This window comes from Pseudoduganella sp. GW821-FHT11H04 (genome assembly GCF_058807935.1).
This window is the reverse complement of the sequence record NZ_JBXARE010000003.1, coordinates 400,829-416,120: the sequence shown is the minus strand read 5'-3', so window position 1 is coordinate 416,120 and position 15,292 is coordinate 400,829. Positions and strand designations below refer to the sequence as shown.

Below are 15,292 nucleotides of genomic sequence, written 5' to 3'. Positions count from 1 at the left end.
CGATTGCTGGAAATCAGGTTTATACTGAATTCCAATAGCGGACGAGTTATCCGCTGTATCTGGAACAGGTGACACATGGGCAAGAAACTCAAAAACGCCGGCCTTATCGGGCTCGGCGTCGTTGCGGGGGTTGCAGTATCCCTTCAGTTTTCCGCGATGGCGCAAAAACAGGCCGACCCTGGCTTGCCACTCGAAGAGCTCAAGCAGCTCGCCGATGTCTACGGCCTGATCAAATCCGACTACGTGGAGTCAGTGGAAGACAAGAAGCTGCTGACCGAAGCCATCGCCGGCATGGTCGCTTCGCTCGACCCGCACTCCGCCTACTTGGACAAGAAAGCCTACGCCGAGCTGCGCGAAGGCTCGCAAGGCAAGTTTGTCGGCCTCGGCATTGAAATCGCCCAGAGCGACGAAGGCTATATCAAGATTGTGGCGCCGATCGAGGATTCGCCCGCCTATCGCGCCGGCATCAAGCCCGGCGATATGATCACCCGCCTCGACACGACTTCGCTGAAAGGCTTAAGCCTGGACGAGTCGGTCAAGAAAATGCGCGGCGAGCCAGGCACCAAGGTGACCCTGACCATCATGCGCAAGGATGAGGCGCAACCACTGCAGTTCACCTTGAACCGCGAAGAAATCCACCAGAAGAGCGTGAAGGCCAAGATGGTCTCGCCGGGCTATGCCTGGCTGCGCATCTCGCAATTCCAGGAACCGACAGTGGACGACCTGGCCGCCAAGATTACCGAGCTGTACCGCCAGGACCCGAACCTGAAAGGCCTGGTGCTGGACCTGCGCAACGACCCGGGCGGCGTGCTGCAAGGCGCCATCGGCGTCGCGGCTGCCTTCCTGCCGAAGGACACGCCTATCGTCTCGACCAATGGCCAGCTGCCGGACTCGAAGCAAATCTACTACGGCCGCGCCGAATACTACTCGCTGCGCGGCGATGGCGACCCGCTGGCCAAGCTGCCGGAAGCGGTCAAGCATGTGCCGATGGCCGTGCTGGTGAATACCGGCTCCGCCTCCGCTTCGGAAATCGTGGCTGGCGCCCTGCAGGATTACAAGCGCGCCACCATCATCGGTTCGCAAACCTTCGGCAAAGGCTCGGTGCAGACGATCCGCCAGCTGACCGCAGATACCGCCGTCAAGCTGACCACCGCGCGCTACTACACGCCGCACGGCCGCTCGATCCAGGCCAAGGGTATTGCGCCCGACCTGGCGGTGGACGAGAACGAGGACGGCGACGGCTTGAACAGCTTGCGCATGCGTGAGGCCGACCTGGCCAAGCACTTGACCAACGACCGCGAGCAGGAAGCCGGCAAGGCCCAACGCGACGAACTGGAAGAGCAAATGCGCATCCTGGCGTCCGAGAAGAAACGCAAACCGCTGGAATACGGCAGCGGCGAGGACTTCCAGCTGAAACAGGCGTTGAACCACCTGCAAGGCGTTCCGGTGCAGATGGCCAAGGCGGAATCCAAGCTGGTGAAACTGGACCCGCCACCCAAGAAATAACGTGGTAAAGATCAAGGCGGCGCCCCCCTGGGGCGCCGTTTTTCGTTGCAGATGCGGTAAAATCGGCCGACTACCGGTCGCCTGACCCATTCTAAGAAAGAAATATTGATCATGAAACAAGCCGTCATCAGCGGAACCGGCCTCTTTACCCCATCGAACTCGATCAGCAACGAAGAGCTGGTCACCGCGTTCAATGCTTACGCTGAGCTGTTCAACGCGGAAAACGCCGCCGCGATCGCCGCTGGCGCCATGACCGCTATCGAGCCATCCAGCGCCGCCTTCATTGAAAAAGCGTCGGGCATCAAATCGCGCTTCGTGATGGAAAAGACCGGCATCCTCGATCCAAAGCGCATGACCCCGCGCATCCCTGAGCGCAGCAACGACGAACTGTCGCTGCAAGCCGAGATCTGTGTGGCAGCCGCGCGCCAGGCAATGGACCGCGCCGGCCGCAGCCCGGCCGACATCGATATGGTGCTGGTGGCTTGCTCGAATATGCAGCGCGCCTACCCGGCCATGGCTGTGGAAGTGCAGCAGGCGCTGGGGATCGACGGCTTCGGCTTCGACATGAACGTAGCCTGCTCCTCGGCCACCTTCGGCATCCAGACCGCCGTGGGCGCGGTACAGAGCGGCCAGGCGCGCGCTGTGCTGATCCTGAATCCGGAAATCACCTCCGGCCACCTGGACTACCGCGACCGCGACAGCCACTTCATCTTCGGCGACGCCTGCACCGCGATCATCGTGGAAGCTAAGGAAGGCGCTGTGTCGAAGCACCAATGGGACATCCTGGACACCAAGCTGAAGACCAGCTTCTCCAACAACATCCGCAACAACTTCGGCTTCATGAACCGCTTCGACGAAGACGGCATCGGCGCACCGGACAAGCTGTTCAAGCAGCAAGGCCGCAAAGTCTTCAAGGACGTTTGCCCGATGGCAGCGCAGATGATCAAGGACTCGATCGACCGCGCCGGCCTGAAAGTTGAGCAAATGAGCCGCTTCTGGCTGCACCAGGCCAACCTGAGCATGAACCAGCTGATCTCGCGCACCATCCTTGGCCGCGATGCTGAAGCGCTGGAAGCACCGGTGATCCTCGACACCTACGCCAACACCTCGTCGGCCGGCTCCATCATCGCCTTCCACAAGCACCAGGACGACCTGCCGTCCGGCGCCTACGGTGTGATCTGCAGCTTCGGCGCCGGCTACTCCATCGGCTCCGTCGTCGTCCGCAAAGCCTAAATGTCCACCTTGGGGTCAGGAAGAAAGGTGGACATTGTCCACTTCTCTTCCTGACCCCAAAACGGACATTTTGGGGCGTGCTATATTCCTTGCGAAAGGAGTCCTGCATGCCCCATGACGTCAGCCTGATTACGACCATCGCCGCAGCCTTAGGGTTCGGCCTCATCTTCGGCTTTATTGCCGTCCGCCTTAAACTCCCCGCCCTCGTCGGCTATCTCGCAGCCGGCATTCTGATTGGCCCCGCTACCCCAGGTTTTGTCGCTGACAGCGCGCTCGCTGGCCAGTTGGCTGAAATCGGCGTGATGCTGATGATGTTCGGCGTCGGCCTGCATTTCTCGCTTGATGACCTGTGGGAGGTGCGCAAGGTCGCCCTGCCCGGCGCCATCCTGCAGATCGCTGCGGCGACCGGCATGGGCATGGCGCTGGCCCACTTCTGGGGCTGGAGCCTTGGCGGCGGACTGGTATTCGGCCTGGCGCTGTCGGTGGCCAGCACCGTGGTGCTGCTGCGGGCGCTGGAGGAGCGCGGCACGCTCGATTCCTTCAACGGCCGCATTGCTGTCGGATGGCTGGTAGTGGAAGACCTGGTCACCGTGCTGGTCCTGGTACTGCTGCCGGCGCTCGCCGGCGCGCTGGGAGGCGACGCTGGCGCAATCGGCCATGCCGCGGCGCCCGTCGAAGGCAGCATCTGGAAGGCTCTCGCCCTAACGCTCGGTCAGGTAGCGCTGTTCGTCGCCTTCATGCTGCTAGTGGGCCGCAAGCTATTCCCCTGGATCTTATGGCAGGTTGCGCGCACCAACTCGCGCGAACTGTTCACCCTGTGCGTGATCGCGGCAGCGGTAGGTATTGCCTACGCCGCGACCAAATTGTTCGGCATCTCCTTCGCGCTGGGCGCGTTCTTCGCCGGGATGGTGCTGCGCGAGTCGGAACTGAGCCACCGCGCAGCGCATGAATCGCTGCCCCTGCGCGATGCGTTCGCGGTGCTGTTCTTTGTTTCAGTCGGGATGTTGTTCGAGCCATCGATCCTGGTCGAACAGCCACTGCGCTTGCTGGCCGTGGTAGCCATCATCCTTTTCGGTAAATCAATCGCCGCTTTCGCGCTGGTGGTGCTCCTGCGCTATCCAGTCGGCACCGCGCTGATGGTGTCTGCCAGCCTGGCGCAGATCGGCGAGTTCTCCTTCATCCTGGCCGCGCTGGGCATTTCACTGGGCCTGCTGCCGCACGAGGGTCAGAGCCTGATCCTGGCTGGCGCCATCCTGTCGATCGCATTGAATCCGCTGATGTTCTTGCTGGCGGGGCCACTCGAGCGTCTGCTGGGCAAGAACAAAGCGCTGGCAGCGCAGTACGCCCGCACTGCCGATCCATTGGCGGAACTGCCGATGACGACCGCGCATTCCAAGCTGGAAGGCCAAGTCGTGCTGGTGGGCTATGGCCGCGTGGGCCGCAATATCGCCGAAGCGCTTGCGGCGCAGGGCATCGACTATGTGGTGGCCGAGCAGAACCGCGAGCTGGTCGACCAGCTGCGCCAGCAAGGCATTCCAGCCGTTGCGGGCAACGCGGGCGAGCCAGCGGTGCTGATCCAAGCCCACATCCACAAGGCGCGCATGCTGGTGGTGGCGACGCCCGATACCTTCCACGTGCGGGCCATGATCGAAACTGCGCGGGCGCTGAATCCGGACATCAAGATCGCCGTGCGCACGCACAGCGAAGAAGAGGCGGCCTTGCTGCGCAGCGCGCGCGCCGGTGTCATTTTCATCGGCGAGCAGGAGCTGGCCAAATCAATGGCGGCGCATATCGCGAAGGAAATCGCTTAAGGCCGCGAAATGTCCACTCCAGTTCCTGACCCCAAGGTGGACATTTTTACAGGCTGGCGGCGAGTTCCGCGCCTTCCTTGATGGCGCGCTTGGCGTCAAGTTCGGCTGCCAGTGCGGCGCCGCCGATCTTGTGGAAGCGCGGCGCGCCCGGTGCTGCGGCCTCGCCTTCCGGCGGCATCAGCTCGGTCAGGCTTTCCTGGCCGGCGCAAATCACCACGTTGTCCACTGCCAGCAGGCGCTCTTCCTCGCCGACCTGGATGTGCAGGCCATGATCGTCGATCAGCTTGTACTGCACGCCGGGGATCATCACCACGCCATTACGCGCCAGCACCGCACGGTGCACCCAGCCCGAAGTCTTGCCCAGGCCTGCACCCAGCTTGCTGGTTTTGCGCTGCAGCAGATAAAGCTGGCGCACCGGTTCCGCCGCCTTGGCCGGCACCAGGCCGCCGCCGGTATTGGCGTGCAGGTCGACGCCCCATTCGGCCGTCCAATGTTCTTTCGCCAGCGGCAGTTCATGCTCTGGGTTGTGCAGCAGGTATTCGCCCACATCGAAGCCGATACCGCCGGCGCCGATGATCGCCACGCGCTTGCCTACCGGCTTCTTGTCGCGCAGTACATCGAGGTAGGACAGCACTTTCGGGTGATCGATACCGTCGATCTTCGGCTTGCGCGTGCGGATGCCGGTGGCGACGATCACGTCGTCATAGCCGCCGGCCAGCAATTCTTCCCGCGTGACGCGGTGGTTCAGCCGCAGCTTGACGCCGGTCAGCTCAATCTTGCGGCCAAAGTAGCGCAGGGTCTCGTTGAATTCTTCCTTGCCCGGGATCTGTTTGGCGATGTTGAACTGGCCGCCAATGCGGTCGCCCGAATCAAACAGGGTCACATCATGGCCGCACTCCGCCGCCACCGTGGCTGCCGACAGGCCGGCAGGGCCAGCTCCCACCACAGCGACCTTACGGCGTGCTGTGGCCTTGCGGTACACCAGTTCCGTCTCATGGCAGGCGCGCGGGTTCACCAGGCAGCTGGCACGTTTGTTCTGGAAGGTGTGATCAAGACAAGCCTGGTTGCAACCGATGCAAGTATTGATTTCGTCAGCGCGGTTGGCGGCCGCCTTGTTGACGAATTCCGCATCCGCCAGGAAGGGACGCGCCATCGAGACCATGTCGGCATCGCCGCGGCGCAGGATGTCTTCCGCGTCCGCCGGCATATTGATACGGTTGGAGGCCACCACGGGGATGGTCACTTCCTTGCGCAGGCGGCCCGCCACTTCGGCGAAGGCGGCGCGCGGCACCGAGGTGACGATGGTCGGCACACGCGCCTCGTGCCAGCCAATGCCGGTGTTCAGGATAGTTGCGCCTGCATGCTGCAAGGCCTTGGCGACGGTGACCACCTCTTCCCAGGTATTACCGCCGTCCACCAGGTCCAGCAGGGAGTGGCGGTACATGATGATGAAGTCGCGGCCCACAGCCTCGCGCATGCGGCGCACGATTTCCACCGGCAGGCGCATGCGGTTCTCGATGCTTCCGCCCCAGCGATCCTGGCGATGGTTGGTGCGGGCGCACAGGAACTGGTTCAGCAGGTAGCCTTCGCTGCCCATCACCTCAACGCCGTCATAGCCGGCCTTCTGCGCCAGCCTGGCGGCGCGTATATAGGCTTTGATGGTCGATTCGATGCCGCCTTCCGTCAGGGCCTTCGGCTTGAAGGGCGAAATCGGCGATTTCTTGTCCGAGGCCGACACGGCGAAAGGCTGGTAGCCATAGCGTCCCGCGTGCAGGATCTGCATCAGGATCTTGCCGCCTTCCTCGTGCACGGCGCGGGTCAGCTTGCGGTGGTTGAAGACGTCGCCGATAAAGTTCATGGTGCCGCCGAAGGGCAGCAGCCAGCCCTGGCGGTTCGGCGAGATGCCGCCGGTGACGATCATCCCTACGCCGCCCTTGGCGCGCTCACGGTAGAACGCTGCCAGCTTGTCATAGTTGAAGAAACGATCTTCCAACCCGGTGTGCATGGAACCCATGATGACGCGGTTGCGCAGGGTGGTAAAACCCAGGTCGAGGGGCGAAAGGAGATGCGGAAAATTGGTGGTCATAGCGGTCAGGCGGGAGTTCAGTGCGCTGTCTAACGATGGAAGCGCGCGGCGCTTGTATTCTGCCACCAGTTACCTTACGCTGGGAGGATGAAGCGACTGTTATTAGTATTGTTCCTCGGTTTTACCGCGCCTGTATTCGGGGCGGGGCAGACGGCACGATTGGAGATTCCCAAGCTGGAAGTGACCGTCAACCGGGTGACAGCAGACGCGCAGCAGCTCTATGAAGTGAACGCCAGCGGCACGGTACATGCATCGCTGCCAACAGTCTGGCGCACCCTCACCTCCTACGACAGCATGGAGGACTTCGTACCCGACCTGGCCTCGTGCCGGGTGCTCTCGCGTAATGGCAATGAAGTCATTATTGAGCAATTTGGTACGGCCCGCTTCCTGTTCATGTCGCGCTCCATCCATCTGGTAGTGCGCGCGACGGAGCAGCCGATGTCGTCGATCGACATTGCCCTGGTCTCGGGCGATATGAAACATTACGAGGCGCGCTGGGAACTGATACCGATTCCGGAAACCGGCGGCACCCGCGTGGTCTACAGCGGCCGCCTGATGCCGAACTTCTACGTGCCTGGCCTGCTGGGTACCAATATCATCCGCGGCGATATCCAGCGCATGATGATCGCCGTGCTGGCCCACCTTGAGCGCCAGCCTGCCCTGCCAAAACAGTCCGAGCTGGCGCGCGGGCTGGGCGGGGTGCCCAGCATCCCATAATTCGGCTTAGGCCGTGTAGTGGTCGCGGTCGCGCACTTCCGCGAAGTTTTCCAGGCTGCCGATACGGATCACCACCGGGTTCATGGTGGAAGCGGTCTGCATGGAGCGCCAGGCGAATTGCCATTCTTTCTCAATTGCATCCTCACGCGTCTTGGTGAAGGCAGCGCCCAGGGCGGCGCGGCCGCCGTATTCCACGGCGCCGTCGATACCCGCCCAATTTGGCAAGCTGCGTTGTACGGCGCGGTGGACGCGCTCACCAAATTCCTCGGTATTGTGGATCACCAGGCAGCTTTCGGCGCCGAAGTGTTCAAACAGATCGCGGTTCCAGGCTTGCGAGAAGCTCAGGGTCAGGAAGCTGCCCACAGGGCGCAGAACGAACTGGCCGTCTTTCAGGGCTTGTTCGAGTTCGCTGCGCGGGCCGTAGCGGTGCAGCGTAGGTGGGCGTTTGTAATCGTGCATGATGATTCTTAGTTCGGGGTTCTTTCAATGTGCCGCATATGGCGGTGGGCACGCATAAATGTCGAGGCGATGAAGATTTCTCGCAGCAGGTAGCCGAAATTGCCGATCAGGCAGATCATCGCGGCGATGAACAGGCCGGCGATGTACTTGTCCAAGGCGACGTTGGCAGCGTCGCCGACGAACAGCAGACCCACCACCAGGCAGACGAACAGGCCACAGGCCGTGCACAGCGCAATCGCAACGTTGATCAGGTGCGAGCGGCGGTACAGCACGTCCAGCTCGTTCATGTATGTGTCGTTATAGGCTACATCAAGCCGTTCTTCCAGGACGCGAGAGCGGTCGATGATACGCGCCAGGCGGTTCAGCAGCACCAGCAGGTTGGTGCAGACGGTGGACAGCATGAACACCGGCGCAATCGCCAGCTGGATGATGTGGCCGATGTCGCCAAGCTGGATATTCATGTTCATGCGAACCGTCCTTGCTGGCGGAATTGCTCGGTGGCGTTGACCAGGGCGCGGCTGATGCCCTGCTCCATGGCGCCATGGCCGGCATCGGGGATCATCTTCATCACGGCGTTGGCGCCCCAGGCTTGCTGCAGGCGGGCGGCCGATACCGGCGGGCAGATCACGTCATAGCGGCCCTGCACGATCACGGCCGGCAGGTGGGCGATACGCGAGGTGTTGGCAAGCAGCTGGCCGTCGGTGAAGAAGCCCAGGTTGGCCATGTAATGCGATTCCATGCGGCCGACGCCCAGGTCCAGCGTGTCCGATGGCGGTTCATCCGGCTGCGGCAGCAGGAATACGCGGCGGCCTTCGAATTTGCTCCAGGCGCGCACGGCGGGCCAATGCACATCCGGATTCGGGTCCATGATGCGCTTGACGTAGGCTTGCAGCAGGTTGCCGCGTTCTTCCGCCGGGATGGGGGCGATGAACTCGTCGTACACCTCCGGATGGAACCATTCGGAGCCTTGCAGGAACCAGTCGATTTCCTTCTGCGTGCAGAGGAAGATGCCGCGCAGGACGAAGCCCAGGCAGCGTTCAGGGTGGGCCTGGCCGTATGCTAGCGCCAGGGTGGAACCCCAGGAGCCGCCGAATACCAGCCACTTATCGATGCCGAACAGCTCGCGCAGGCGTTCAATGTCTTCGATCAGGAGCTGGGTGGTGTTATTGCGCACATCGCCCAGCGGGGTCGATTTGCCGGCGCCGCGCTGGTCGAACAGGATGACACGGTAGTGGTCCGGATTGAAGAAGCGACGGTGCTGCGGCGACATGCCGGCGCCCGGGCCGCCGTGCAGGAAGACCACCGGGATGCCGTTCGGGTTGCCCACTTCTTCCCAATAAATTGTATGGATGTCATCGACCGCCAGCATGCCGCTATTGCGGGGCTGGATAGGCGGGAACAGGTGTGGCAGGGCGTCAGGCATGGTTTTCCTCTGTGCGTGAAGCCAAGATTGTAACCGCTCAGAAGAAGGTATTGATGGCTTGCAGGACGTTGTACGTGTCATCCACAAGCAGCATCAGGGGCCATTTGTCGAATGTCGTGCAGGGGTGGGAGATGCCGCAGCCCACCAGGTCGCCCACTTGCAGGTCCGCTTTTATGCCTTCCGGCCAGCGCAGGTAAGCATGCTGGTCGTTCATCTTGTCGATCACGGCGCCCTTTGGCAGCTGCAGCGCCGCCCCGCCCTCGCCCGGACGATGCGCCGCGATCGGCAGCGGCAGTCCCAGGTCGTGCGATGCGTCGCGCTTGCCCATGGCCAGGATCGCCAGGTTCGGCTCGGGCCGCGACAACACGGTGGTCCAGATCTCCAGCGCCGGCCGCAGTCCTTCGCCAGCGACCTTGCCCTCGCGCGCCGCCAGCTCGCTGGTCAGTCCACCGTAGTAGCCATGGTCATTGGTGACATAGCAGCCGCTGCGCAGGATCGGCAGCACCTTCTTGCCTTGCACCGCCAGCCCTGCGAATTCGCGCGCCACGCGGTCGAAATACGCCGAGCCGCCTGCCGAAATGATGACCTGCTCGCCGCCGAACAAACCTTCCGCCGCCGCAGCCCGCAGCATTTCCCCCATGCGTTGCAGGAAGCCGTTCACTACTTCCACGTCTGCCGCACGGTTGTCGGTGACGACCAGCCCTTCATAGCCTTCGATGCCGGCCAGCTGCAAGCCCGGCGCGGCAGCCACCGCGCGCGCCACCGCCATTACCTCCTCCGGATCGCGGCAACCGGCACGCTTACCCTTCATGCCCAACTCCACCAGCAACGGCAAAGGCCGCGCAAGGCCAAACGCTTGCACCTCACGCGACAAGCGCTCGACGCCTTGCAGCGAATCGACCAGCGCGAAGAATTCGAAGTTGGCATCTTCTTGCATCAGATGCAGCACAGCGCGGATATCGGCAGGCGCCACCAGCTCATTGGCCAGGATCACACGCCGCACACCAAAGCGCACTGCAATCTGCACCTGCGGGATGGTGGCCAGCGTAATGCCCCAGGCACCGTTCTCGATCTGCGCCGCGAACAGGTGCGGGCTCATCGTCGTCTTGCCGTGCGGCGCAAGCAGCACGCCATGGCGTTCGCAAAAAGCCTTCATCCAGGCCAGGTTGTGCTGCAAAGCCGAAGCCTTCAGCAACGCCACCGGCAGGCTGGTATCAGCCGCCAGCACATTCCAATGCTGAGCACCGATCATGTGCTGCCGCAGCGGCTCAACAATTGGCAGGCCTTTTACACCTGGTAGCAGGGTTTGTTCATCAAGTTCGGGCAGGGAGAGCATGGCGTCGTTTTGCGAAAAGGAGCGGTAACAGCCATAGTAGCGTACAAGGTCATACTAGGCGAGGCTGCCGCCCCATCGCGGCCTGGTGTGCAGCCAAGGGAGCATGACGTCCGATAGATTTTTCTCAATGCCTCAATCGATCGAACGATAAAGAATGACACCTCGATCATGCTGAACGGGAGGCGCCCGATGCAGGTATTGTTCCAAAATCAGGCGTATTATCGCTGGGAGATCGATCTAAGGTATTTCCACGGATTTCCGCATGAGGTCGCCAAGAAAATAGAAGACTATCATTAGCTTTTGAGGAGCCGACAATGTCTAGCGGTGACTACTACCCACCAGGCGAACTTCTACGAGAGGAATTAGCGGAGCGCGGATGATCCGTAGGACAATTTGCCAAGCAATCCGGCTTAAGCGAAGCACAGATCCAGTCAATCCTCGATGGCTCCCGGATAACGGAAGCAAGCATTTCGGCCATTGGGGAGGCCTTAGGTACCAGCCCTGAACTATGGTCAAACCTGCAGCGGCTGCATGACGAAGACTTAGCGAACGGCGAGCAGCGAAGTCTCGCCTCTTGAGCTCATGCTCGCATCCCGATCCAAATGACTGCCTCGGTGGATGCCGAGACCACCGAGGACAGGACTTTATTCCAGAATCCATTAACTGCGATTAGCGAGGCTGACTGATCATGATGCTGCCGTTCCTCGATAACGATTGACTCAATGGCTTTTACGGCAGCCTCATCCTTATCGCCCAATTCTTTAAGCTGTTGCTCCAGATGGCGAAGAACTACGCGCTCCACCGCCACGGTCGTTGCTGCGATGGCTGTACGACCCAAGACGGACGTTACTAAACCAAGAGTGAATCCGCCGATGCCGCAAAGCCAATAGCCACGGCAGCGAGGACGCTTACGACGCCGAAGCTCAACCCAGAAAATCTCTCGGTGCCGCTCTTCGTGAGACTTGAATTCGCTCAGGTGCGCAACCATGCCTGGGGCGGTAAGTCGAGCGAGAAAAATCTGACCGGCGTAGATGTTTACTGCCCCGTTCTCGCCGGCGTGATTGACTTTCAGAACCCTCGCGGCAAACTCATCGTCGCCTGCGAGGGTGCCGTATTTAGAACGTTTAGAGATTGGTGAAGTCGGCATTGACGACATCGTAGACTCTGATCGTACCCGACGAACTAACTTCGTAGCGATCGCGCACGTGCGATACGTCTGGGTCGCCTCCACATTTTGCGTTGTGGATTTCGCGAGCGGCGAACTCCCACTTTTCTGCCTTGGCGATTTGAGGATCACTTTCCGCCGCAAAAGAGAGGCAGTCCAAATCAGCGACCTTGTGCTGCTTAAGTGCAGTCATGAGCAAGTCGACGGCCTGGCTTTCGGTGATCTGTTTGGACGCCGTGGGTTTGCTTACTTCGACTTGCGATAGCGGTTCGGGTGAACGTGAGCAGCCTAGCAGCAGAGCTGCAAAGAAAAAGAAAAATGCGCGCTTCATTAATGCCAAAGGCCCAGAATAAGGCCGAAAACAAGGAATTGTGCGGTGTGGTAGCCGCCGTCGATCAGCCATAGATTGAAGCTGCGATTGGCGAACTGGTAGTTGATGCCGAAGCAGGCGGCCACAATGCCAAAGCCGGCCATGATGCCGTGCTTGATCGCGTATGCGAGTTCCGGCGCAGGGCCGATCCAGCGGGCGAAGACGACTGCGGCGAGCAGCGAGAACAGGAAGGCTATGCCAAAGACCTTGGCCGGGTGGCTGCCTTGTTTGACGCCGCCATTTTCGTCGTTCCACATTTTTCCGAACAGGACCGGCGAATACCACAGGCCGCCCAGCATGAAGCTTGAAACCGCCGCCAATAGAACCGCCCAGTAATTCATGTCCCACATCTGCATCGTTGTCTCCCCAGTGTTTTATTGTTGAGGAGGAACGATATCACTGCTTGCAATGCTCGGAAAGCATTTCACCCATCTTGCCGGTCGCAGCATGCCGGTCGTCGGCCCAGGTCAGTGCGGAAACGGTGTCACCCGAGGTCTCCCGACGCAGGAAGCTGACAAAGGTCGAGCCTTTCTTGCCGGTGACGTGCATCAGGCGCACTTCGCAGCTGTGGCGCTCGCTGTCATTGCCAGCGGCGGCTTTGGCGGTGCTCAGCACTTCGACCTTGGTAACCTGGCCGATATGGTCCACCAGCGGCGCGCGCTGGTTGAGGATGTCGAGCAGCTTGTCTTGCGGGATGTCGCGGCTGCAGGCGGCGAGCAGCAACAGGGGCAGTAATTTTTTCATGAGGTCTCCAAACGAACAAACGCCGACCGGCACGAGGACCAGACGGCGTTTGGGTGTTGCGTTGCTCTTTACTGCGATCAGGACATGTGCTGGCCGCCGTTAATGGCGATGTTGGCACCGGTCAGGAACGCCGCTTCGTCGGAAGCCAGGTAGGCCACCAGGCCTGCCACTTCTTCCGGCTTGCCCAGGCGGGCCATCGGGATTTGCGGGATGATCTTCGAATCCAGCACGTCTTTCGGGATTTCCATCACCATCTTGGTGCCGATGTAGCCTGGCGAGATGGTGTTGACGGTGACGCCCTTGCGCGCCACTTCCAGCGCCAGCGCTTTGGTGAAGCCGTGCACGCCGGCCTTGGCCGCGGAGTAGTTGGTCTGGCCGAAAGCACCTTTCTGGCCGTTCACCGAGGAGATGTTGATGACGCGGCCCCAGCCACGGTCCACCATGCCATCCGTTACCGGCTTGGTCATGTTGAACACGGAGTCCAGGTTGGTCTTCATCACTGCATCCCAATTGACCTTGTCCATCTTCTTGAAGGTCATGTCGCGGGTGATACCAGCGTTATTCACCAGCACGTCCACCGGGCCGATATCGCGCTCGATCGCGGCGATGCAGGTTGCCGCCGAATCATAGTCCGACACATCGCAAGGATAGGCGGTGAAGTTGTAGCCCTGGTCCTTCATCGTGGCCAGCCACGACTCATGCGTCTTATTGCTCGGGGAATACGTGGTAACCACTTTGTAGCCCAGCGCGACCATCTTGATGCAGATCGCTTCACCCAGACCACCCATGCCGCCCGTTACTAATGCAACTCGTGCCATTTATGTTCCCCTGTTAATTTAAACGATTGCTTATTCCCGCTCTACTGCCAGTGCTACGCCCATGCCGCCGCCGATGCATAGCGAGGCCAGGCCTTTCTTCGCGTCACGACGAACCATTTCATGCAGCAGGGTCACCAGGATGCGCGCGCCGGAAGCGCCGATCGGGTGGCCGATTGCAATCGCGCCGCCGTTGACGTTGATCTTGCTGGTGTCCCAGCCCATTTCCTTGTTCACTGCGCAGGCTTGCGCAGCGAAGGCTTCGTTAATCTCCAGCAGGTCCAGGTCCTGTGGCGACCAGCCGGCCTTTTTCAGGCACAGCTGCGAAGCCGGTACCGGGCCCATACCCATGTAAGCAGGATCCAGGCCAGACGAAGCGTAGGCCTTGATGCGCGCCAGCGGTTTCAGGCCCAGTTCCTTGGCCTGCTTGGCGGACATCATCATCACGGCCGCGGCGCCATCGTTGAGGCCGGAAGCATTACCAGCGGTGACGGAACCCGCTTTGTCGAAGGCTGGGCGCAGGCCGGACAGCGCATCCAGGGTGGAACCCGGCTTGATGTACTCGTCCTGGTCGAAGAAGATGCTGCCTTTCTTCTGCACGATTTCCAGCGGGAGGATCTCGTCCTTGAACTTGCCGGCTTTCTGTGCCGCTTCTGCTTTCAGTTGCGACTGCAGGGCGAATTCATCTTGCTGGCTGCGCGAGATATCGTATTTTTTCGCAACGTTTTCGGCAGTGATGCCCATGTGGTACTGGTTGTACACGTCCCACAGGCCGTCAACGATCATGGTGTCGACCATCTTGGCGTCGCCCATGCGGAAGCCGTCGCGCGAACCGTTCAGCACGTGCGGCGAAGCGCTCATGTTTTCCTGGCCGCCCGCGATGATGATGCCGGCGTCGCCGCATTTGATCGCCTGCGCCGCCAGGTGGGTGGCCTTCAGGCCGCTGCCGCAAACCTTGTTGATGGTGTAGCCAGGGATGGCGTTTGGCAGGCCCGACTTGATCACGGCCTGGCGTGCAGGATTCTGGCCAACGCCAGCGGTGAGCACTTGGCCCATGATGACTTCACTCACCAGGTTAGGGTCGATGCCGGTTTGGGCCAGCAGGCCCTTGATTACGTGGGCGCCCAGCTCTGCTGCCGGGGTCTTGGCCAGGGAACCACCAAATTTGCCTACTGCGGTTCGGCCTGCTGCAACGATTACTACGTCATCCATTCTGCTTCTCCGGAAGTGGTATGAAAATCTTTCAATGCATTCTAGCTAAGTGTCATACGTGCTGCCAGCAATGACCTACCGGAACAGTGGCTTATTTAAGGCCACATCTGTTGCCTCACGGCCAAATGCTTGCGCACGGTCAATAGCGTGCTTGCCTTGGTCGGTTGCCATTTGCAGCAGATCTTGTGGATGCTGGATGGCCAGGAATTCATTGGAAGCTGCGGTCATGGCAGCAAGAGAAGCCAATGCGGTATCGCGATGCCAATCACAAATACTGGCGAAGCTAGCGAGTTGCGCGTCGAAAGCCGCCTGAGCGGCGCGAGAAAATTCGTCATTGAACGCGTACATGCCATGCTCCTTCGATCAGTTTAGTGGCTGAGATACCTCAAGACTTCTCATGTTAGTGCGCGATTCC

At 60.8% G+C, this 15,292-nt stretch carries 16 protein-coding genes; 4 read left to right on the top strand and 12 right to left on the bottom strand.

The window, feature by feature from the left end; genetic code table 11:
* The first annotated feature begins 75 nt into the window (after nt 1-75).
* The 3 genes from AC1RTP_RS09040 to AC1RTP_RS09030 all read left to right on the top strand — a co-directional run bounded on the left by AC1RTP_RS09040 (nt 76) and on the right by AC1RTP_RS09030 (nt 4,550).
* Nucleotides 76-1,506 carry a S41 family peptidase gene (locus AC1RTP_RS09040; RefSeq protein ID WP_498606646.1) on the top strand — a complete coding sequence of 477 codons (1,431 nt, stop codon included), beginning with the start codon at nt 76-78 and terminating at the stop codon, nt 1,504-1,506.
* A 111-nt stretch (nt 1,507-1,617) separates the two neighbouring features.
* Nucleotides 1,618-2,739: a beta-ketoacyl-ACP synthase III gene (locus tag AC1RTP_RS09035; RefSeq protein ID WP_498606643.1), complete on the top strand. Its 1,122-nt coding sequence runs from the start codon at nt 1,618-1,620 to the stop codon at nt 2,737-2,739.
* Between the two features lie 107 nt (nt 2,740-2,846).
* Nucleotides 2,847-4,550: a cation:proton antiporter domain-containing protein gene (locus tag AC1RTP_RS09030; RefSeq protein WP_498606640.1), complete on the top strand. Its 1,704-nt coding sequence runs from the start codon at nt 2,847-2,849 to the stop codon at nt 4,548-4,550.
* A gap of 46 nt (nt 4,551-4,596) precedes the next feature.
* Here the strand turns inward: AC1RTP_RS09030 and AC1RTP_RS09025 are convergent, their stop codons facing one another.
* Nucleotides 4,597-6,636, bottom strand: a complete 2,040-nt coding sequence (locus tag AC1RTP_RS09025; protein ID WP_498606637.1) for a 2,4-dienoyl-CoA reductase FMN-binding domain-containing protein — start codon at nt 6,634-6,636, stop codon at nt 4,597-4,599.
* Nucleotides 6,637-6,723: 87 nt separating this feature from the next.
* On the opposite strand from AC1RTP_RS09025, the gene AC1RTP_RS09020 reads away from it, so the two are divergent.
* The gene (locus AC1RTP_RS09020) at nt 6,724-7,353 is read left to right on the top strand and encodes an SRPBCC family protein (protein WP_498606635.1); all 630 of its coding nucleotides are present in this window, start codon (nt 6,724-6,726) and stop codon (nt 7,351-7,353) included.
* 6 nt (nt 7,354-7,359) lie between these two features.
* Here the strand turns inward: AC1RTP_RS09020 and AC1RTP_RS09015 are convergent, their stop codons facing one another.
* The 11 genes from AC1RTP_RS09015 to AC1RTP_RS08965 all read right to left on the bottom strand — a co-directional run bounded on the left by AC1RTP_RS09015 (nt 7,360) and on the right by AC1RTP_RS08965 (nt 15,225).
* A complete protein-coding gene (locus AC1RTP_RS09015; RefSeq protein ID WP_498606633.1) occupies nt 7,360-7,812 on the bottom strand; it encodes a hypothetical protein in 453 nt (150 codons plus the stop codon).
* An 8-nt stretch (nt 7,813-7,820) separates the two neighbouring features.
* Entirely contained in the window at nt 7,821-8,273 is a 453-nt protein-coding gene (locus tag AC1RTP_RS09010) for a DUF2721 domain-containing protein (RefSeq protein ID WP_498607152.1), read from the bottom strand.
* 2 nt (nt 8,274-8,275) lie between these two features.
* Complete coding sequence (gene pip / locus AC1RTP_RS09005; protein ID WP_498606630.1) at nt 8,276-9,235, bottom strand: prolyl aminopeptidase; 960 nt, start codon at nt 9,233-9,235, stop codon at nt 8,276-8,278.
* A 37-nt stretch (nt 9,236-9,272) separates the two neighbouring features.
* Nucleotides 9,273-10,571, bottom strand: coding sequence for an amino acid deaminase (locus tag AC1RTP_RS09000; RefSeq protein ID WP_498606629.1), 1,299 nt, complete (start codon nt 10,569-10,571; stop codon nt 9,273-9,275).
* Between the two features lie 580 nt (nt 10,572-11,151).
* The gene (locus tag AC1RTP_RS08995) at nt 11,152-11,718 is read right to left on the bottom strand and encodes a demethoxyubiquinone hydroxylase family protein (protein WP_498606626.1); all 567 of its coding nucleotides are present in this window, start codon (nt 11,716-11,718) and stop codon (nt 11,152-11,154) included.
* Nucleotides 11,696-12,067 (bottom strand): hypothetical protein, encoded by a 372-nt coding sequence (locus AC1RTP_RS08990; protein WP_498606624.1) that lies wholly within the window; start codon nt 12,065-12,067, stop codon nt 11,696-11,698. Before AC1RTP_RS08990 ends, AC1RTP_RS08995 begins: the two co-directional genes overlap by 23 nt.
* The gene (locus AC1RTP_RS08985) at nt 12,067-12,462 is read right to left on the bottom strand and encodes a DUF1761 domain-containing protein (RefSeq protein ID WP_498606621.1); all 396 of its coding nucleotides are present in this window, start codon (nt 12,460-12,462) and stop codon (nt 12,067-12,069) included. Before AC1RTP_RS08985 ends, AC1RTP_RS08990 begins: the two co-directional genes overlap by 1 nt.
* Nucleotides 12,463-12,502: 40 nt before the next feature.
* Nucleotides 12,503-12,850, bottom strand: coding sequence for a hypothetical protein (locus tag AC1RTP_RS08980; RefSeq protein ID WP_498606619.1), 348 nt, complete (start codon nt 12,848-12,850; stop codon nt 12,503-12,505).
* A gap of 77 nt (nt 12,851-12,927) precedes the next feature.
* The gene (phbB, locus tag AC1RTP_RS08975) at nt 12,928-13,668 is read right to left on the bottom strand and encodes an acetoacetyl-CoA reductase (RefSeq protein WP_498606615.1); all 741 of its coding nucleotides are present in this window, start codon (nt 13,666-13,668) and stop codon (nt 12,928-12,930) included.
* A 30-nt stretch (nt 13,669-13,698) separates the two neighbouring features.
* Nucleotides 13,699-14,877 (bottom strand): acetyl-CoA C-acetyltransferase, encoded by a 1,179-nt coding sequence (locus AC1RTP_RS08970; RefSeq protein ID WP_498606611.1) that lies wholly within the window; start codon nt 14,875-14,877, stop codon nt 13,699-13,701.
* A 75-nt stretch (nt 14,878-14,952) separates the two neighbouring features.
* Nucleotides 14,953-15,225, bottom strand: a complete 273-nt coding sequence (locus AC1RTP_RS08965) for a hypothetical protein (protein ID WP_498606609.1) — start codon at nt 15,223-15,225, stop codon at nt 14,953-14,955.
* Nucleotides 15,226-15,292: the final 67 nt, after the last annotated feature.